This window comes from Rickettsia endosymbiont of Oedothorax gibbosus (assembly GCF_936269705.1).
In the GTDB taxonomy this organism is placed as follows: domain Bacteria; phylum Pseudomonadota; class Alphaproteobacteria; order Rickettsiales; family Rickettsiaceae; genus Tisiphia.
Window position 1 is genome coordinate 368574 of record NZ_OW370493.1, and the last position, 18543, is coordinate 387116.

Genomic DNA, 18543 nt, shown 5'->3' on the forward strand with positions numbered 1-18543 from the left:
AAACAAAATGCTAAGCATTATGTAATAACATAAACTAAGGTGGTCCCCTTTGTCTAGACAAAAATTTAGATAAATAAGAGATATAATTCACAAAAATTAAATTGTTGTTTTTATACAATATTTTTTTCAAAATATACACATTCTGGAGTTTTATAATCCAAAGCTTGATGCATCCTTTGTCTATTATAAAAGTCCATATATTCGTTAATTGCTGTCTTTGCCTCCTTTACTGTTGTTAAAATAATCCGATAAATTTTTTCCTGTTTTAATGATCGCCAAAAACGTTCAATAAAAATATTATCTAAGGCTCGTCCCTTACCATCCATACTAATCAAGATATTATGTAGCTTTAGCATACTAATAAAATTCTCCGAGGTAAATTGTACTCCTTGATCAGTATTAAATATTTTTGGCATACCATATTTTTCTATAGCGTCTTCAAGGGCTGTTACACAAAATTCACTTTCCAAACTAATGGAGATTCGCCAACTTAGAATATAACGACTATACCAGTCAATAATAGCTACTAAATATACGAACCCTTGGCTCAGTCTTATATACGTTATATCTGCACTCCAAACCTGGTTTGGCAATACTATTTCTAATCCTTTTAGTAAATAAGGATATATTTTATGCACTTGATTCCTCTTGCTTAAATTTATTTTAGGATAAACAGCTTCAAGACCCATTATCTTGTAGTAATACCAATTGCAATAATTAACACGGTGTGTTTATCCAGTCTCTATACATAATTGATTTTACTAAATCTACATTATGAGCAAATTGATTCCAAGCGTAACAAGCCATAGTGACGATATCTTCATATACACCATAACATTGGTTAGACAAGAAATGATTTTTGATCCATTCCCAAACTTGTTCCATTGCATTAAGTTCCGGTGCATAGGGCGGAAGCGGTATCAAAGTGATATTGCTTGGCACAGTTAGTTTTTTGGCTGTGTGCCAACCTGCATTATCCGTTAGTAAAGCTATATGTCGGTTGCCTTGAATACTGCGAGAAAGCTCTTCTAAGAATTTATTCATTGCCTGTGTGTTTGCATATGGTAAAATTAATGCAAAAGCTTCTCCTGTATCATGGCAAGCAGCTCCATAAATATATGTTGAAATGAATTGCTGTTGCCGAACTTTACGGGGTCTAGTGCCACGCTTAGCCCATATACGAGTTAAGCTACCTTGTTGCCCAACTCGAGTTTCATCCTGAGACCATATATCAACTTTACATCTATCGATATTTTTTGGTAATAATTTTGTTAACATGTCTGGGAAGTTTTTTTATATGTATTTTGAGTCTCTTGATTTGACTTTGGATGCATTGAACGAGAAGTAATCCAGCTAAAACCAAGGCGGTGCATAGTATTGTAGACTGTTTTTAAAGCGCATTTAGCACCATATTCCTCAAGTAACATGATATGTAGCTCCTTTCCAGTTATATACCCACCAGTTTTACTTTCACTGAGCGTATTGATTTTATCAAAAAGAGCAGACTCTTGTATAGTGTTAATCTTCCTAGGGGCGCCGCTTCTTTGTGATTCAAATAATCCTTCAAAACCATGATTCCTAAATCTTCTGAGCCATGATTGCACAGTTTTCCAGTGTGACTTCACTATTTCAGATATGGCTTTTAAAGATTTGCCTAATTGAAGGTGATACATCGCCAATAAACGTATACGATTTCGACCATGCGGCTCATGTTTCATCATTTTTATAAAATCATGACCATGAAAACCTTGTGGTAATATTAACCTAGCCATTTGAGTACCTTTATCAGTTAAAAACCCATTTTACACCACTGCGTTAATTATTGCAATTGGTATAACGTCTAACAGCTTTACTACCTACCGAAAAACCTTGGGCTTGTAAATATTTAGCCATCCGCCGCATACCATAATATGGATGCATAGTATAGGTCTCATCAATTATTGCCATAATCTTGATATCTTGTTCACTAATACCAGTAGGTTGATAGTAATAGGTTGACCTGCTAATATCCAATAACTTACACTGTTGTACAATTGTTAACTTATTATGATTAGGCTCTATCATATTACACCTAACCTTTAATTCCAAACAATGCAGATTTTTTTTTGAGCCAGTCACACTCAACGCTTAACTGACCAATTTGCTCATATAGATTCTTGATTAACCCCTGCTGATTTGGATCAGCACTCTGTGTTTTATTCTTAAAACCTTGTACTAACAACTCAAGACCTTGTTTTTTCCAGTTACTTATCTGTGTTGCATGAACACCATACTTACTGGTTATCTGGGCTATTGTTAGCTCTCCCTTAATTGCTTCTATGACAATTTTGGCTTTCTCCTCAGCACTATATTGCCTTACTTGTTTTTTCATCTCTAGCTCTCCTTGTTTGCTAAAGAATTCTATCTCATTTTTCTTATTTTTCTGTCCAAAATATTGGAACCATTATACGATCTCTGATCGTATTACTTCTAATTTTATGCAAAAATTTTATATCTTGTTCCTCTTTGCTTTTTGGCAGCACAGTTTTTAATTCTGGATCACGAGCCGCTTTGCATATTGCTAACGCATCGTTATAATCATTTTTCTGTTTCGATGTAGCATAAACTTTTACATCTTTTGTTTTCATTAGTTTGACTTGCAAACCAAGCTTAGCAATTTCCTGTGACCAATAATTAGCTCCTCCACATGCTTCCATAGCTACCAATGAACTTTTATCGAGATTGCTTAAATAGGCTATTAACTCATCTCTTGTAACTTTTTGATAACCTATTTTTTTGCCATTTTGATCGACTGGCACCAAGTGCATACTATTTTTTGCTAAATCTATTCCTATTATAGTATTTTTTATGCTATTATTTATCATGGTATGGACCTATTAATTAAATTATTATTTAATTTGGAGCAGCTGAAAACTATTTTTCAGCTGACTCCGTACAAGTAAAGCATATTTCGCTTCACTCGTCCATACCATCATTCCCGCGTAGGCGGGAATCTGGATACTGCAACGAAGCAGGTATGACATTAAGCCGAGTATGGATGATATAGTCAATTCAGGGGAATTTGGTGCTAGGAGCGATGGAGCGACGCCTATAAGTAATAGGCGAGCATTGAGCGATGACGTCACCAACTTCCCATCAATTGACTATACAAAACAGGATTGCTTCGTCGGCTTATGCCTCCTCGCAATGACGGTTGAGGCTTGCGTATTCCTCGCAATGACGGTGTTTATAAATCGTCATTGCGAGACCATGTAATGGTCGAAGCAATCTATTTTTGGTTACTTTTATGGATTGCTTCGTTCGGGCTTCACGCCTCCTCATATAAAATAAGAGGTAAGAATATGAGTACCATACCTTTTTGTAAAACCAATTTGCAAGCTATTCTACAAAATAGTTTGAGTATTCCTAAAGTTGTTATATATACTGATGGAGCTTGCTCAGGTAATCCTGGACCAGGTGGCTGGGGGGCATTGTTACAATTTAATGGAGTTTGTAAGGAGATATTTGGTCATGAGCTACACACCACTAATAATCGCATGGAAATGACAGCAGCAATTGAAGCGTTAAAAGTTCTTAAAAAATCATGCTGTGTAGAACTTTATACAGATAGTAAGTATTTACAGCTTGGAATAACTCAGTGGATTAACACCTGGATAAAAAATAACTGGCATAAAAACAACAATGATCCTATCAAGAATGTTGATTTATGGAAAAAATTGTACGACGAACTAGGTAAACACTCTATTATCTGGAATTGGGTTAAAGGTCATGGTAATAATAAGGGAAATCAGATAGCCGATAGTCTGGCTGTCAAGGGGAAAGAAACTGCTATAAAAATGCTCAAATGTCATTCATAGATAATTTTTTTATATCTATTTTCTCTAAGGAAATTGGGAAAGATCAATTTGGTAATAAATATTACGAAAGTAAAAAGCTTGATTATTTAGGTCAAGCTAGAAGACAGGTGGTTTATAAAGGTAAAGTAGAAGCATCAAAAGTTCCACCTATGTGGCATGCTTGGCTGCACTACATGATCAATGAAGTGCCAATCAATAATGATAAATTTGACTGGCAACAAGATTATCTTCCTAATATCACTGGTACTAGCTTGTCGCATAAGATAGTAAAAAATAAGACAACCAAAGCCAAATATAATAGGTGGCAACCTTTAGGCGAATCAAATTTAGGTGAATCAAAATAATGAAACAGAATGTTATAGAAACTTTAGTTGGCTTTATAGTAATAGTAGTTGCTATAGGTTTTTTTATTTTTGCTTATAAAATTGGCAACTCATCAAGAGTCGAATCTGGGTATATGCTTAAAGCAAATTTTCAAAACGCTGAAGGGATAGTCAGGGGAAGTGACGTGATGTTAGCTGGTGTAAAAATTGGATCAGTAATTGATATAACTTTAGATAAGACTAGTTTTTTTGCCTTATTAACGATTTGCATTAATAACGATATAAAGTTACCTAAAGACACTAGTATAGCAATAGTTACAGGTGGAATACTTGGTAGTAGATATATATCCGTAACTCCAGGTTCATCTGAAGAGAATTTGGCGATAGGTGAGCAGATAAAATATACTCAGTCGGCGGTTAATATTGAATCCTTGATAGGTAAATTAATTTATTCCTTTGGTAAAAAATAAATAATATTAAAAATCCTATTAGTGTACATTACAAATTAGTGTATAATTGTAGTGACAAGGATTATTATGTTACAAATGAAATAAGTTATAATCACAATGTTTAAATTAGCTAATATATTAAATACACTGAAATCGCCTACCAATCCTACGATAGAACCTAAAAATGTTCAGTCTGGTAACTCTGTTAAAATTACTAGGAATTGGTACGAAGAAAGATCTGATAAAATCATTGTACAGCGTAATATCTTGTTGGTAATATCTATATTACTGATACTTTTAGTAATGGCATCTATAGCAGCGGTAACTATAGTGATAAATTCAAGAGAGTTTAGCCCTTTTGTTATCCAAATTGATAATAGTACAGGTATTGCAACGATTGTTAATCCAATATCTTCGGAGATATTAAGTGGCAATGATGCTCTTTCAAGATATTTTATTAAAAAATATTTAATAGCTAGGGAAACATATAATCCTGTTGATTTTGATACTGAAGCACGTAGAAGGGTTAGGTTATTATCTTCAAATTCAGTATATTATAACTATCTTGGCTACATAAAAAATAAAGATATAGATCCAGTTTTAATGTATGGTCAAAATAACACAACTTTCTTACTAATTAAATCTTGGTCAAAATTACAAGAAAATTTACAAGAAAATAAAAATAAATATATGATTAGGTTTTCTATTAATGAAACAGCAGGTGATAGGAAGGTTTTTAATAAAATAGCAGTGGTAAGTTTTGCATATATTCCAATGGAATTAACAGATGTAGACCGAGATATTAATCCACTAGGCTTTCAAATTAATGATTACAGGGTAGATGATGATAATAGCTAGACTTCTTTTTACAGCAATAATATTATTGTATTCGGTTATTGCCAATGCTGATACAAGTAATATGCATGTAGGTAATGATTTAGATGACCTGGCAATAACTACTGATAACAGAATTAAAACTTATATACATAATCCTAATGAGGTTTATTTATTAGTTCTACATTTTGGGTTTCAGTCAAGTATAGAATTTGCCAAAAATGAGGAAATACAAAATATTGTTCTTGGAGAGTCATACGCTTGGAAAATGACTCCGTTGGCAAACAGATTGTTCATTAAGCCGTTAGAAAAAAACATTAGAACAAATATGACTATAATAACTAATAAAAGAACTTACCAATTCGATGTGGTATCCAAAGAATTGGAAGAAGGACGCGAAAAGGATTTGGTGTATGTAGTTAGGTTTTATTATCCTAAGAAAACCTTTAGTACTTTACAATAAATTTATTGTTAGTGCTAATCGATTGGCATTTAGTTATAGTATAGTCAATTGATGAGAAATTGGGGACGTTGTCACTCGTCGCTCGCCTATTACTTATAGGCGTCGCTCCATCGCTCCTAGCCCCAAATTCTCCTGAATTGAGTATAAACCTTGCGTTATTGCGAGACCACGTAGTGGTCGTGGCAATCCATTTCTTGGGGATTGCTTCATCGGTTTACGCCTCCTCGCAATAACGGATAAGCTATAAATGATTTTTTTTATAAATTGATATTAATTTAACATGTCAGAACAAGATAATACTACTTCTCAAGTCAATGCAACTGGTGCAGAGGAACAAGATATACCAGAAGTTCAAAATGAGCTATCAAAAGTTGCCACTAATCCTAAGCAAAGTATTGCGATTTTGCTTGTCATTTCTGCCTTTTTTATATTTATTTTTTTTAAACTTTTTATTAGTGATAATAAATCAGAGGAGGTGGTGGTAGCTCCGTCAGCACCTACTGATATTACTAAACCGACACAAGATAACTCTAAAAATATACCAGAAATTCCAAAATTACCAGAAGCACCTAAGCTTGAAGCCCCTGCGGAGCGTCCACCACCACCTCCTCCACAACCTATTCTCCCTCAAGTTGCTTTACCTACTGGAGAGAATAATAGTGCTGACAAAGTTACTCTTCCTTCCATTACATCATCACCTCTTCCTGGAAAATTAACTGAAAGTGATGAGGAAAAGAACCGTCGTGAAGCAAAGAGAAAATCTGCTATAGTATTAATTGCAGGAGTCCCAGAGAAAAAAACACCGGATCAAATTGCCGAAGAAGCAAATTTCCAAGATCGGGGAAATATGGCATTTGTTCTTGCTCGTGGCAAGATAATGGAAGCAGTATTAGAGACTGCTATTAATAGTGATTTAGGTGGAGAAATAAGGGCAATAATTAGCAGAGATGTATTCTCTGAAAAGGAGAAAATTATTTTAATTCCTAAAGGATCAAAGATTTTTGGTGTTTATGCAACTGGTACTGATGGAGCGTATGGTCGAATTTCCATAATATGGAATCGTATTGATCTATCAAGCGGTTATACCATTAATTTAGATGCTTTGGCTGTTGATAATCTTGGAAGACCAGGTGAACAAGGAAGAGTAGATAATAAATTTAAAGAGCGGTTAACCAATGCTGTATTATCATCAGCATTTAATATTGTACTTGCCAATGCTCTTGACAAAGTGGTAGCTCCACCAGTTAATGCACAAGCTACTGCTGCTAATACTGCTATCGCTGTTAATATACAGAATTTGGCACAAAGTATTAATAATAGTTCTGGTACTGAGGATGTTAAAATTGCACAGATATGTACTAATGTGATGAATGCCATTACTGATAAAAGCTCAACGGCATATATTTCAATGATGCAGGCTTGTAATATTGCTCGTAATCCAACTGGCTTGCAACCTGGTCAAAGACTTATAGCATTAATGAGTTCAGTAACTAGTGCAGCAGCTAGTTTGTTATCTAGTACGGCAAATGCTAGCACTCCAACTCAGGCACAAGCAGCTTCAAAACAAGCATTTACGGATGTTAGCAATACTGTGAAAGATATGATGAAGCAACAGGCATTTAAACCAACTATTACTATAGATCAAGGTACGTTAATAAAAATTTATGTTAATAAAGATTATAAATTTCCTCAAGCTGTACTAAGAAAATCAAGATTGATAAAATGAGTGATAATTTTGCGGCATTAGAGACTTTCCTATTACCATTTAAAGAACTATTTGCAGAAGATGGTGTTAATGAAATCATGGTAAACAAACCAGGGGAAGTATGGGTTGAAAAACAAGGGGATCAATTTTGTAAATTAGTACCTGAACTTGATTTTGAACATCTTATATCGCTGGGTAGGTTGGTAGCTCAATCAACCGATCAGATTATTTCCGAAGAAAGACCTTTACTTTCTGCCTCACTACCTAATGGTTATCGTATTCAAATAGTATTTCCTCCTGCTTGTGAACCAGGCTATGTTGGGTATGCTATCAGGAAAGGTAGTGCAATGAATCTCACGTTAGATCAATATGACAAGATGGGAGCTTTTGATTCAACATCTACAGGGGAATTGATTGACGAGAATGAACAAGTATTAAACAACTATCTGAAAGAAAATAAAATCAAAGAATTTATTCGGCATGCGGTAATTTCTAAGAAAAATATTATTATTAGTGGTGGAACATCAACTGGTAAAACAACCTTTACTAACGCTGCCTTAGCAGAAATTCCAAGTAGTGAGCGATTAATCACTGTGGAAGATGCACGAGAGGTAATTCTAACAAGCCATCCTAATAAATTACATCTCCTAGCTTCAAAAGGGGGGCAAGGTCGTGCAAAAGTTACTACTCAGGATTTGATTGAGGCGTGTTTACGTCTAAGACCTGATAGAATTATTGTTGGTGAGCTTAGGGGAGCTGAGGCATTTAGTTTTTTACGAGCCATTAATACAGGGCATCCTGGTTCTATATCTACTTTACATGCTGATACACCAGCCATGGCTATAGAACAACTTAAGTTAATGGTTATGCAAGCTAGTTTAGGTATGCCACCGGATGAGGTAAAAAAATATATATTAGCGGTCGTCGATATTGTGGTACAATTAAAGCGAGGTAGTGGCGGTAAAAGATATGTCTCAGAAATATACTATAGTAAGAATAGGCAAGGCTAACGATGGAATGGCATAAAATACAAAAACTTACTCGTAACATTTTAGGGCATGCTATAATACACCCATTGGTAGTATTTTGTACGATATGGGTAAGTGGGGCGATAGTTGCATTTATTACTAACGAAACTAGAGTCCTAAATATTGACTTAGTAGCCATAGACATAGCTTATAAGTGGTTTTATTGGTTAGTTAGTGTGTGGTCACAATTAGATCTTCAAGCATATAATTACTTGAAAATTAAGTTAATACTAGCCCTGACTATGCCAACAATTATAGTTATCATATTCTACTGGAAGAATTTCAAAAGAATAAAAAGTTTACAATTTTTTACTCAGGCAGAAAAAGTTTATGGTGATGCTAGTTGGGCTACTGAAGATGATGTAAGTAGAGCTAGTTTACGTGCAAAACATGGTATGTTACTTGGTACTAATAGTGGTGGATATTTTGTTGCTGATGGGTTTCAACATGCTTTACTTTTCGCCCCAACCGGTTCAGGTAAAGGTGTAGGATTTGTTATTCCCAATTTATTATTTTGGGAACATTCTATAATAGTGCATGATATTAAGCTAGAGAATCATGGTCTTACAAGTGGGTGGCGGCAAAAACAAGGGCAACGTGTTTTTGTTTGGGAGCCATCAAATCCTGATGGGATAACTCATTGTTACAACCCGATAGATTGGGTAAGTACCAAACCAGGTCAAATGGTGGATGACGTACAAAAAATCTCAAATCTGATTATGCCTGAAAAAGATTTTTGGAATAATGAGGCACGCAGTTTATTTCTCGGTGTGGTACTATACTTAATTGCTGATCCGACAAAAACTAAATCTTTTGGCGAAGTGGTGAGAACAATGCGTAGTGATGACGTAGTGTATAATTTAGCAGTAGTTCTAGATACTTTAGGCAAAGTAATACATCCTGTTGCCTATATGAATATAGCAGCATTTTTACAAAAAGCAGATAAAGAACGTTCAGGTGTTATCTCAACAATGAACTCCTCCTTAGAATTATGGGCAAATCCCCTTATTGATGCTGCTACTGCCTCATCTGACTTTAATATACTTGAGTTTAAAAAGATTAAAACAACAGTGTATGTTGGTCTAACTCCTGATAACATACAACGTTTGCAAAAACTGATGCAGGTTTTTTACCAGCAGGCTACAGAATTTTTAAGTCGTAAAATGCCTGATCTAAAAGAAGAACCTTATGGTGTGATGTTCTTACTTGATGAATTTCCTACTTTAGGAAAAATGGAAACATTTAAGGCCGGTATCGCCTTCTTCAGGGGGTATAGAGTTCGCCTATTCTTGATTATCCAAGATACTCAACAGCTCAAAGGAACTTATGAGGATGCTGGTATGAATTCGTTTCTGTCAAATTCTACATATCGTATTACTTTTGCAGCTAATAACTATGAAACAGCTAACTTAATATCTCAGCTAGTTGGTAATAAAACAGTTGAACAACGATCATATAGTAAACCAATATTTTTTGATCTTAATATTTCAACAAGAACGCAGAATGTATCACAAGTTTCAAGAGCTCTGCTTTTACCTCAAGAAGTAATTCAGTTGCCAAAAGATGAGCAAATTGTGTTAATTGAATCTTTCCCGCCTATAAAATCTTTAAAAATTAAGTATTATGAAGATAAGTTCTTTACAAATAGGCTATTACCCCCTACATTTATTCCAACTCAAAAACCTTATGATCCGAATAAAAATAATGTAAATGAGGAACAAGTGAATGTAGATTCTAGCAATACAGATGCTACCACTATAGAAGATTAATTTTTTTAAGTAAGAAATAAGATAAATATCTATGCGTTCAGCTATTATTGATATTGGGTATAATGCCGTAAGAGCTGTAGTTTATGAATGTGATAGACTTGGAGCTCCAGAAATTTTTAATGATAAATTTAAAAGTGATATTATTAATTTACTTAATCTAGATAATTTAGAAGTAAAGCATCAAGCATATTTGTCACTACAATATTTGGTACATATTTTTGATAGGTTATCAGTCACAGATGTTAAATGCGTTGCTACTGCTGTACTTAGAGGACATCCAAGAGCTGAAGAATTTAGGGAGATAGTTAAGAGAGAGTTTAATATTGATATTGAAATTATTTCTGGTGAACGTGAAGCTTATCTTACAGCTGCTGGGTTAATTTCTGGTATTAATGATGCTTGTGGTATCGCAGCAGACTTAGGGGGTGGCAGTCTTGAGCTTGTCCAAATCAAAGATAAAAAGGTGGGTATTTTAAAGTCTCTACCTTTAGGCACTAGCCTAATCACTACTAGCCTAACCACTAATTTAGTCACTAATACTCACTTTGACAATATTGATATAATTAGTCAAATGATCAAGAAAGAGTTTGAAGGATTACATTGCCCAAATTTATATTTAATAGGAGGGGCTTTAAGATTAATTGGGCGTTCTTATATGGAATTTATTCATTACCCTCTTAAGAACTTACATAACCTTGAAATAAACCGTAAGGAATTTGAACTATATCTTGAAAGATTGGCTCATGTTAATATGTTGAAAACGCAATACAAGTCAAAAATTCATGGTAATGCAATTTTAGTGGCACAATCTATGTTAAATGTCTTTTCACCAGAAAAGGTAATAATTTCAAATTATGGTTTAAAAGAAGGTGTTAGATTTGATTGCCTTCCTGAAGAAGAACAGCAAAAAGATATTATTTATGAACGAGTCAAGACATTAGTAAATTTTGACGAGACTACTTGCAATATCAAAAATTATACAGAAGTTATTAGACCTATCTTAATTCAACCAGATACCACAACAATTAGTATAATTGCTTTGGTCGTAATGCTTGCACAATATAATAAGAATATTGATAGAACACTGCGTTCTAATTTTATTGTTGAATTTATTCTAGCTTCAGATATTCCTTTTAGTCATCGTCAACGATTGATGATGAGTAACGCTCTTGCACTTAGCTATACATCCAAAAGTGATACATATATTAACAGGCTGGCAAAAAGAATGATTGATCAGTATGATTATTGTAACAGTCATGTAATAGGTAATTTTATAAAAATTGCTAGGGAAATTGATGGGCCAAGATTTCAATCACCATCTTTTTCTTTTGAATTAAAAAATGATAAATATATTGAAATTTCTACACTAAATATTTTACCAAAACCAGTTTTTACCAAACTATGTGAATATCTAAAAGTTATAGGTTTTGCTCGAAAGAATATTTATTGAGATAACAATCCTACGTGGGAATGACAACTTACAATTGCTTTGTTGCCACTAAATCGACTCCTCGCTAATAAACACTGTTCTCATTGCTAACAAAATATTTGTAGGGTATAGTAAGCACTGAAACAGAAGGAATTATGATAAAATGTACTCGCAAAATTGAATTTGATGCAGGTCATAGGGTGATCGGGCATAAGAATAAATGTCAATTTTTACACGGTCATCGTTATGTCCTTGAAGTTACCGCTGGATCTAATGTTACCAATAATCTTGGTATGGTGGTAGATTTTAGTTACCTAAAATCAGTAATAAAAAACTGGATAGATGATAATTTTGATCATAATATTATATTACATCAGAATGATAAAGAGATAGGAGATAAAATATGTAATTGGACTGGTCAGAAAATATATTATATGCAACAAAATCCAACAGCAGAAAATATAGCGTTACACTTAAAGTTGGATATCTTGCCAAAATTATTTACTAATAGTTCCTTTTTTATTACAAAAGTCAAATTATTTGAAACACCTAATTGCTTTGTTGAGGTATAAGTGGTACAAAGATGTTGTGTAATTTTAACTACGACCGATGACCAGCAAGTAGTAGACAAACTAACCATTAGTTTGTTGAAAGCAAATCTAGCTGCTTGCATACAAGTAGACAATATAGTTAGCTATTTTAAATGGGAAGGTAAGATATCTTCTGTACCAGAATTTCGTATTGTAGTAAAAGCCAAGTCTGATAACTACAATGCAATAGAAAAGATGATTATTGATATACACAATTATGATCTTCCTCAAATAATAAAGCTCGACATTCAAGATGGGCTATCGGCGTACTTAAACTGGGTAACTCAAAGTATCTAATTTTAAGAGAGTGTTTATTAGAATTAAGATTTACTCAATTATAGTCAATTCAGGAGAATTTGGGGCTAGGAGACTGACAACGTCGCCAACTTCTCATCAATTGACTATGTAGTAAAAAGAGTTGTAATTATAGTACAGCTAGTTTTTATTATAGACATTCACCTGAAATCAGCAAAATAAGTTTAAAACACTCTTTAATTTAATTAAGTATAATAATGAAATTATGGAAAAAAGTTACATTGGGGTTAATCTTAGGTATAGTGTTTGGTATATATTTTCCTGAATATGTATCTTACATAAAACCGGTAGGAGATATTTTCCTACGTTTAATAAAAATGATTATTGCTCCTTTAATATTTTTTAGTTTAGTAGCGGGCATAACTAGTATGAATGACCCTGCTTCTCTTGGTAGAGTGGGGTTAAAGGCGGTTGCAGCTTTCTTAGGCACGACCTTCTTTGCCGTAGTTTTTGGTATTACAGTTGCTCTTATATTAAAGCCAGGGCATGGTGTACATATTAACTTTGATGTTGCACAAACTATACCGCAAGGAAAATCCTTTAACATACTTAACTTCTTTGTAAATATTGTGCCTGAGAACGTAGTAGGTTCATTTGCCAATTCTAATGTTTTACAAATTGTATTCTTTGCAATATTTTTTGGACTTGTGATAAATAAAATGGGTATTAGTGCTGAACCAATTAAGAATTTATTTCATATATTATCAAAAGTGGTGTTAAAAATGATCTCAATGATCATTCAGCTTTCTCCATATGGTGCATTTGCTTTAACGGCTTGGATAGTTGGTACTCAGGGCTTTGATGTAATGATTAGCTTGTCCAAATTAGTTGTTGCGGTAGTTATTGCCATGATATGTCAATATGGTATTTTTGGCATGTTAATTTATCTATTCTGTCGAATATCACCATTACCTTTTTATAGAAAAAGTTTAGAATATCAGGTACTTGCCTTTTCTACTTCTAGTAGTAAAGCAACGCTTGCCACTACTATGCAAGTTTGTCGTGAACGACTAGGTATATCTGAATCTAGCACTTCTTTTGTATTACCACTTGGTGCATCGATAAACATGGATGGGTTTGCAATAAATTTAGCTCTTACCACTATATTCTTTGCCCAAATGATGGGTGTAGATTTAGCGTTGCATGATTATTTAGTAATCATTATTACCTCAACTCTTGGGTCTATAGGCGGAGCTGGCATTCCTGGAGCTTCTTTAATAATGCTACCTATGGTACTGTCTTCGATCAATTTACCGATTGAAGGGGTTGCTATAATCGCTGGAATTGATAGGATATTAGATATGTTACGTACGACCATTAATATTACAGGTGATGCAACAATTACCTTGATTATCGATAATAGTGAAGGTACTCTGGATAAAGATACATATAACTCAATATAATTAGAATTTTGGTATTAGTGGACAATAAAAATATGATATAGTATAGTCAATAGTTAAACGTCATTGCGGGAAACTAGTTTTACAGTTGTTGAAAGTTAGAAGAGGAAGGGGTTTTAGACAAGGGAGTTTAAAAGTTGTGTAGTCAAAGTCATTGCGGGGAGACGGGTTGTAGGTTTATACGTCATTGCGAGGAGGCGTTAGCCGACGAAGCAATCCATTTCTGGTCACTTTTTGGATTGCCGCGTCGCCGCAAAGCGGCTCCTCGCTATAGTCAATTTAGGAGAAGTAGATAGCAGGAGCGATGGAGTGACGCCTATAAGTAATAGGCGAGCATTGAGCGACGACGTCACCAACTTCTCATCAATTGACTATAATAGACGGTGTGATGCTAATCGGGTTAACTATAGTATGAAAAAATGAAGGATATATGAAAATAGAAAATGTTGAGTTAAAAATAGGAGATAAAATTTTTAATTTACCAGTAAAGACAGCTTCGATCGGTCAAGATGTTATTGATGTTAGCAATATATATTCATTAACAGGCTATTTCACTTACGACCCTGGATTTATGTCTACAGCAGCTTGTAAGTCGGCTATGACATATATAGACGGTGATCAAGGGATATTGAGATATCGGGGATATGATATTAAAACATTAGCAGAAAGAAGTAATTTTTTAGAGGTATCCTATTTGCTATTAAATGGTGAATTGCCGACTATTGATCAATATAAATCTTTCTCTCAGAAAATTACTTATCATTCTTTGATTAATGAGCAGCTTAGAAATTTATTTATGGCGTTTTGTCCATCAGATCATCCTATGGCAATTATGCTGGCTGTGGTTGGTTCTTTATCTGCATTCTATCCAGATTTTCTAAATGTAGAAGAAAATGAGCGTGAGTTGATTGCTATTAGAATGATTGCAAAAATGCCAACTATTGCGGCAATGGCATATAAATATTCAATAGGACAGCCTTTTATCTATCCTGACAATAGCTTAGATTTTACTGAAAATTTTCTCTATATGATGTTCTCAACACCTTGTGAAAAATATAAGGTGAATCAGGTAGTAAAAAATGCCTTAGATAAAATATTTATCCTTCATGCTGACCATGAGCAGAATGCCTCCACTTCAACAGTACGTTTAGCCGGATCATCCGGAGCAAATCCATTTGCTTGTATCAGTACTGGCATAGCTTCTTTATGGGGTCCAGCCCATGGTGGAGCTAATGAGGCAGTAATTAACATGTTGAAAGAAATTGGCACCATAAACCGTATTCCGGAATATATCGCACGGGCAAAAGATAAAAACGATCCATTCCGATTAATGGGTTTTGGTCACCGAGTTTATAAAAGTTATGATCCAAGAGCAATTGTACTTAGAGAAACTTGCAAAGAAGTATTAGATGAGTTAGGGAACCGTAATAACCCCTTATTACAAATTGCTACTGAGCTTGAAAAAATTGCTCTCAATGACCAATATTTTATCGATCGCAAGCTTTATCCGAATGTTGATTTTTATTCTGGCATTATTTATCAGGCTATGGGTATACCATCACAGATGTTTACAGTATTGTTTGCTATGGCAAGAACTGTCGGCTGGATGGGGCAATGGAAAGAGATGCATGAAGATCCAGAACAAAAAATTAGCAGACCTCGGCAATTATATACTGGGTATGTACAAAGAGAATTTATGCCTTATGATAAAAGATAAAAGAGTTTATGTAGCTATTATAGTCAATTGATGAGAAATTGGTGACGTCGTTGCTCCATTGTTCCTTCTACCCAATTCTCCCGACTTCAGTGTTGTTGTGCCAAAAAATGGCTGACAGAAGAGGAAATGATAAAATTTGCAGGCACAACAAATTATTTTAGTTGTCGCTACACATATTTGTTCGAATATAAAAATTTCAAAATAATCCTATAATAATTATTAGCTTTACTACTTGATTATTTCTTTTACTCTCCTGATGATATTAAATAAGGAATAGTGCTAATCGGTAAATTCATTGCTTTATAAATAATCTTTGCCTCATCTGATACCGGGGATGGAATGCCAAATACTCTTTTATCTTTAATGTGTACTACACCATAGTACCCCACAGTTATTGTTGAAGTTGAAAAGCAATCATAATGTGTTTTCGTAGTAATGAAAACAACATAGCAGGGGTATCACTTAACGAGTTATAAAAATAATCTTTTATCCAATCAAATCCATAAGTAAATAATGAGTATAATTTACGACCATGTTTTTTGATCTTTATAGGATAAATTTTGTTCTTAATGTCACCAGCAAGCACGCAAATAGCTAAGGATAAAGATACTATTGCAAATAGTTTTTCTAGCTTTTTTTGATCTGTAATGTGGGTATCTTCAATATTAAATCCAGATGATTTGAGAGACAGAAAAGATCGCTCAATGCTCCACCTTTGCTTATATGCTAGCAAAGCACATTCACCAATAAGGACATTACTAGCAATAAATAGTTGCTCTCTTTCTAATTGCAAACAAGTTATTTTAATTGCCATACCATTGTAAATTTTGCTTTCTATAGTTTTAGTGTTACCTATTTGCATATCGGCAAAACATTTATTCAACTTTATCTTGCCACCGTTGAAATGCTTGACTTTCTCGCTTTTTCTTAGCCTAATAGCAAAAGGTAATTTTTGGATTCCAACCATATATTGCAACCATTCTTCTCCAACAAATTCCCGATCGGCAAGGATAAGCTCTATCATTTCCTTAGGTATAATTGTTAAAATTTGCTCAATCAATTTCTTTCTTTCATTAGTAGAAGAGTTGCCTTTTTTATCAAGTAATACCAATTGCAATAATTAACACGGTGTGTTTATCCAGTCTCTATACATAATTGATTTTACTAAATCTACATTATGAGCAAATTGATTCCAAGCGTAACAAGCCATAGTGACGATATCTTCATATACACCATAACATTGGTTAGACAAGAAATGATTTTTGATCCATTCCCAAACTTGTTCCATTGCATTAAGTTCCGGTGCATAGGGCGGAAGCGGTATCAAAGTGATATTGCTTGGCACAGTTAGTTTTTTGGCTGTGTGCCAACCTGCATTATCCGTTAGTAAAGCTATATGTCGGTTGCCTTGAATACTGCGAGAAAGCTCTTCTAAGAATTTATTCATTGCCTGTGTGTTTGCATATGGTAAAATTAATGCAAAAGCTTCTCCTGTATCATGGCAAGCAGCTCCATAAATATATGTTGAAATGAATTGCTGTTGCCGAACTTTACGGGGTCTAGTGCCACGCTTAGCCCATATACGAGTTAAGCTACCTTGTTGCCCAACTCGAGTTTCATCCTGAGACCATATATCAACTTTACATCTATCGATATTTTTTGGTAATAATTTTGTTAACATGTCTGGGAAGTTTTTTTATATGTATTTTGAGTCTCTTGATTTGACTTTGGATGCATTGAACGAGAAGTAATCCAGCTAAAACCAAGGCGGTGCATAGTATTGTAGACTGTTTTTAAAGCGCATTTAGCACCATATTCCTCAAGTAACATGATATGTAGCTCCTTTCCAGTTATATACCCACCAGTTTTACTTTCACTGAGCGTATTGATTTTATCAAAAAGAGCAGACTCTTGTATAGTGTTAATCTTCCTAGGGGCACCGCTTCTTTGTGATTCAAATAATCCTTCAAAACCATGATTCCTAAATCTTCTGAGCCATGATTGCACAGTTTTCCAGTGTGACTTCACTATTTCAGATATGGCTTTTAAAGATTTGCCTAATTGAAGGTGATACATCGCCAATAAACGTATACGATTTCGACCATGCGGCTCATGTTTCATCATTTTTATAAAATCATGACCATGAAAACCTTGTGGTAATATTAACCTAGCCATTTGAGTACCTTTATCAGTTAAAAACCCATTTTACACCACTGTGTTAATTATTGCAATTGGTATAACAACCATGCTATAGGAATTGAAATATTACCATATACAATGGTTGCAACAAAAAAATTCAAATTTTTAATACCAAATTGCCAGCTGGTTCTATCTATGGCAAGGCTAATTTTACCTGTTAGACAGAGCAATTTAACAATAATTTTTCCTAAACTTATAAAGCACATATTTTGTTCTAAAAGCAAACGCTCAACTTTAACAATCTTGGCATGCAAATTGCCTTTAGAAGCGACATACAGTGCTAATTCTTTGATTCTCACAGTTTTAGCTTTTACTACTGCACAAATTAATTCTGCAAATGTTTTAATTCGTGCTGGGTGCCAATCTAAAAATATGTATAATATTTGGTATAGTGATTGAGAGTCCATTAATACCTCCTGTTGCTTATTCTCAGCGGAGATTAGTTACTCTCAGTCCATAGCAATT

Annotated in this window: 23 protein-coding genes; 13 read left to right on the top strand and 10 right to left on the bottom strand. The window is 34.2% G+C overall.

Going from position 1 to position 18543, the window contains the following annotated elements; all coding sequences use genetic code 11:
* Positions 1-110 precede the first annotated feature (110 nt).
* The 6 genes from NBW66_RS02000 to NBW66_RS02025 are packed head-to-tail and all read right to left on the bottom strand — an operon-like array spanning position 111 to position 2864.
* Positions 111-689, bottom strand: a complete 579-nt coding sequence (locus NBW66_RS02000; RefSeq protein ID WP_250311597.1) for an IS3 family transposase — start codon at positions 687-689, stop codon at positions 111-113.
* A gap of 28 nt (positions 690-717) precedes the next feature.
* Positions 718-1278 carry an IS630 family transposase gene (locus tag NBW66_RS02005; RefSeq protein ID WP_250310543.1) on the bottom strand — a complete coding sequence of 187 codons (561 nt, stop codon included), beginning with the start codon at positions 1276-1278 and terminating at the stop codon, positions 718-720.
* Positions 1272-1772: a helix-turn-helix domain-containing protein gene (locus NBW66_RS02010; RefSeq protein ID WP_250310542.1), complete on the bottom strand. Its 501-nt coding sequence runs from the start codon at positions 1770-1772 to the stop codon at positions 1272-1274. Before NBW66_RS02010 ends, NBW66_RS02005 begins: the two co-directional genes overlap by 7 nt.
* Positions 1773-1815: 43 nt before the next feature.
* Complete coding sequence (locus NBW66_RS02015) at positions 1816-2064, bottom strand: IS3 family transposase (RefSeq protein ID WP_250311598.1); 249 nt, start codon at positions 2062-2064, stop codon at positions 1816-1818.
* 7 nt (positions 2065-2071) lie between these two features.
* On the bottom strand, positions 2072-2371 hold the full coding sequence (locus NBW66_RS02020) for a transposase (protein ID WP_094649795.1): 300 nt from the start codon (positions 2369-2371) through the stop codon (positions 2072-2074).
* Positions 2372-2414: 43 nt separating this feature from the next.
* Positions 2415-2864: an IS110 family transposase gene (locus NBW66_RS02025; RefSeq protein WP_250310545.1), complete on the bottom strand. Its 450-nt coding sequence runs from the start codon at positions 2862-2864 to the stop codon at positions 2415-2417.
* Between the two features lie 477 nt (positions 2865-3341).
* Here NBW66_RS02025 and rnhA point away from each other — a divergent pair, with 477 nt between their 5' ends.
* The 13 genes from rnhA (at position 3342) to NBW66_RS02090 (ending at position 15879) form a co-directional block, all read left to right on the top strand.
* Positions 3342-3857, top strand: coding sequence for a ribonuclease HI (gene rnhA, locus NBW66_RS02030; protein ID WP_250312234.1), 516 nt, complete (start codon positions 3342-3344; stop codon positions 3855-3857).
* Positions 3845-4201 carry an NADH-ubiquinone oxidoreductase subunit NDUFA12 family protein gene (locus NBW66_RS02035; RefSeq protein ID WP_250311599.1) on the top strand — a complete coding sequence of 119 codons (357 nt, stop codon included), beginning with the start codon at positions 3845-3847 and terminating at the stop codon, positions 4199-4201. Before rnhA ends, NBW66_RS02035 begins: the two co-directional genes overlap by 13 nt.
* On the top strand, positions 4201-4650 hold the full coding sequence (mlaD, locus tag NBW66_RS02040) for an outer membrane lipid asymmetry maintenance protein MlaD (protein WP_250311600.1): 450 nt from the start codon (positions 4201-4203) through the stop codon (positions 4648-4650). The genes NBW66_RS02035 and mlaD overlap by 1 nt, the downstream gene beginning before the upstream one ends.
* 96 nt (positions 4651-4746) lie before the next feature.
* Positions 4747-5487, top strand: coding sequence for a VirB8 family type IV secretion system protein (locus NBW66_RS02045; RefSeq protein WP_250311601.1), 741 nt, complete (start codon positions 4747-4749; stop codon positions 5485-5487).
* Entirely contained in the window at positions 5474-5926 is a 453-nt protein-coding gene (locus NBW66_RS02050; RefSeq protein ID WP_410525807.1) for a TrbG/VirB9 family P-type conjugative transfer protein, read from the top strand. The genes NBW66_RS02045 and NBW66_RS02050 overlap by 14 nt, the downstream gene beginning before the upstream one ends.
* A 280-nt stretch (positions 5927-6206) precedes the next feature.
* Entirely contained in the window at positions 6207-7652 is a 1446-nt protein-coding gene (locus tag NBW66_RS02055) for a TraB/TrbI/VirB10 family type IV secretion system protein (protein WP_250311602.1), read from the top strand.
* Positions 7649-8641, top strand: coding sequence for a P-type DNA transfer ATPase VirB11 (gene virB11, locus NBW66_RS02060; RefSeq protein WP_250311603.1), 993 nt, complete (start codon positions 7649-7651; stop codon positions 8639-8641). Before NBW66_RS02055 ends, virB11 begins: the two co-directional genes overlap by 4 nt.
* A 2-nt stretch (positions 8642-8643) precedes the next feature.
* Entirely contained in the window at positions 8644-10428 is a 1785-nt protein-coding gene (locus NBW66_RS02065; protein WP_250311604.1) for a type IV secretory system conjugative DNA transfer family protein, read from the top strand.
* 31 nt (positions 10429-10459) lie between these two features.
* Positions 10460-11878 (top strand): Ppx/GppA phosphatase family protein, encoded by a 1419-nt coding sequence (locus NBW66_RS02070; protein WP_250311605.1) that lies wholly within the window; start codon positions 10460-10462, stop codon positions 11876-11878.
* Positions 11879-12012: 134 nt separating this feature from the next.
* Positions 12013-12429, top strand: a complete 417-nt coding sequence (locus NBW66_RS02075; RefSeq protein WP_250311606.1) for a 6-pyruvoyl trahydropterin synthase family protein — start codon at positions 12013-12015, stop codon at positions 12427-12429.
* Positions 12430-12744 (top strand): divalent-cation tolerance protein CutA, encoded by a 315-nt coding sequence (cutA, locus tag NBW66_RS02080; RefSeq protein WP_250311607.1) that lies wholly within the window; start codon positions 12430-12432, stop codon positions 12742-12744.
* A gap of 215 nt (positions 12745-12959) precedes the next feature.
* Positions 12960-14165 (top strand): dicarboxylate/amino acid:cation symporter, encoded by a 1206-nt coding sequence (locus NBW66_RS02085; protein WP_250311608.1) that lies wholly within the window; start codon positions 12960-12962, stop codon positions 14163-14165.
* Between the two features lie 427 nt (positions 14166-14592).
* Positions 14593-15879 carry a citrate synthase gene (locus tag NBW66_RS02090; protein ID WP_250311609.1) on the top strand — a complete coding sequence of 429 codons (1287 nt, stop codon included), beginning with the start codon at positions 14593-14595 and terminating at the stop codon, positions 15877-15879.
* Positions 15880-16270: 391 nt separating this feature from the next.
* On the opposite strand, the gene NBW66_RS02095 is transcribed toward NBW66_RS02090, so the two are convergent.
* From NBW66_RS02095 to NBW66_RS02110, 4 genes are read right to left on the bottom strand one after another with little or no spacing between them, the layout of a single operon-like run.
* On the bottom strand, positions 16271-16996 hold the full coding sequence (locus NBW66_RS02095) for a transposase (protein WP_250311610.1): 726 nt from the start codon (positions 16994-16996) through the stop codon (positions 16271-16273).
* 3 nt (positions 16997-16999) lie between these two features.
* Positions 17000-17560, bottom strand: coding sequence for an IS630 family transposase (locus NBW66_RS02100; protein WP_250310543.1), 561 nt, complete (start codon positions 17558-17560; stop codon positions 17000-17002).
* On the bottom strand, positions 17554-18054 hold the full coding sequence (locus NBW66_RS02105) for a helix-turn-helix domain-containing protein (protein ID WP_250310542.1): 501 nt from the start codon (positions 18052-18054) through the stop codon (positions 17554-17556). The genes NBW66_RS02100 and NBW66_RS02105 overlap by 7 nt, the downstream gene beginning before the upstream one ends.
* 47 nt (positions 18055-18101) lie before the next feature.
* On the bottom strand, positions 18102-18485 hold the full coding sequence (locus NBW66_RS02110) for a hypothetical protein (protein WP_250311611.1): 384 nt from the start codon (positions 18483-18485) through the stop codon (positions 18102-18104).
* Between the last annotated feature and the right edge of the window lie 58 nt (positions 18486-18543).

Coding starts and splice junctions, on each gene's coding strand:
- NBW66_RS02000 (WP_250311597.1), bottom strand. CDS start 689: ATGGGTCTTGAAGCTGTTTATCCTAAAATAAATTTAAGCAAGAGGAAT.
- NBW66_RS02005 (WP_250310543.1), bottom strand. CDS start 1,278: ATGTTAACAAAATTATTACCAAAAAATATCGATAGATGTAAAGTTGAT.
- NBW66_RS02010 (WP_250310542.1), bottom strand. CDS start 1,772: ATGGCTAGGTTAATATTACCACAAGGTTTTCATGGTCATGATTTTATA.
- NBW66_RS02015 (WP_250311598.1), bottom strand. CDS start 2,064: ATGATAGAGCCTAATCATAATAAGTTAACAATTGTACAACAGTGTAAG.
- NBW66_RS02020 (WP_094649795.1), bottom strand. CDS start 2,371: ATGAAAAAACAAGTAAGGCAATATAGTGCTGAGGAGAAAGCCAAAATT.
- NBW66_RS02025 (WP_250310545.1), bottom strand. CDS start 2,864: ATGATAAATAATAGCATAAAAAATACTATAATAGGAATAGATTTAGCA.
- rnhA (WP_250312234.1), top strand. CDS start 3,342: ATGAGTACCATACCTTTTTGTAAAACCAATTTGCAAGCTATTCTACAA.
- NBW66_RS02035 (WP_250311599.1), top strand. CDS start 3,845: ATGTCATTCATAGATAATTTTTTTATATCTATTTTCTCTAAGGAAATT.
- mlaD (WP_250311600.1), top strand. CDS start 4,201: ATGAAACAGAATGTTATAGAAACTTTAGTTGGCTTTATAGTAATAGTA.
- NBW66_RS02045 (WP_250311601.1), top strand. CDS start 4,747: ATGTTTAAATTAGCTAATATATTAAATACACTGAAATCGCCTACCAAT.
- NBW66_RS02050 (WP_410525807.1), top strand. CDS start 5,474: ATGATAATAGCTAGACTTCTTTTTACAGCAATAATATTATTGTATTCG.
- NBW66_RS02055 (WP_250311602.1), top strand. CDS start 6,207: ATGTCAGAACAAGATAATACTACTTCTCAAGTCAATGCAACTGGTGCA.
- virB11 (WP_250311603.1), top strand. CDS start 7,649: ATGAGTGATAATTTTGCGGCATTAGAGACTTTCCTATTACCATTTAAA.
- NBW66_RS02065 (WP_250311604.1), top strand. CDS start 8,644: ATGGAATGGCATAAAATACAAAAACTTACTCGTAACATTTTAGGGCAT.
- NBW66_RS02070 (WP_250311605.1), top strand. CDS start 10,460: ATGCGTTCAGCTATTATTGATATTGGGTATAATGCCGTAAGAGCTGTA.
- NBW66_RS02075 (WP_250311606.1), top strand. CDS start 12,013: ATGATAAAATGTACTCGCAAAATTGAATTTGATGCAGGTCATAGGGTG.
- NBW66_RS02085 (WP_250311608.1), top strand. CDS start 12,960: ATGAAATTATGGAAAAAAGTTACATTGGGGTTAATCTTAGGTATAGTG.
- NBW66_RS02090 (WP_250311609.1), top strand. CDS start 14,593: ATGAAAATAGAAAATGTTGAGTTAAAAATAGGAGATAAAATTTTTAAT.
- NBW66_RS02100 (WP_250310543.1), bottom strand. CDS start 17,560: ATGTTAACAAAATTATTACCAAAAAATATCGATAGATGTAAAGTTGAT.
- NBW66_RS02105 (WP_250310542.1), bottom strand. CDS start 18,054: ATGGCTAGGTTAATATTACCACAAGGTTTTCATGGTCATGATTTTATA.
- NBW66_RS02110 (WP_250311611.1), bottom strand. CDS start 18,485: ATGGACTCTCAATCACTATACCAAATATTATACATATTTTTAGATTGG.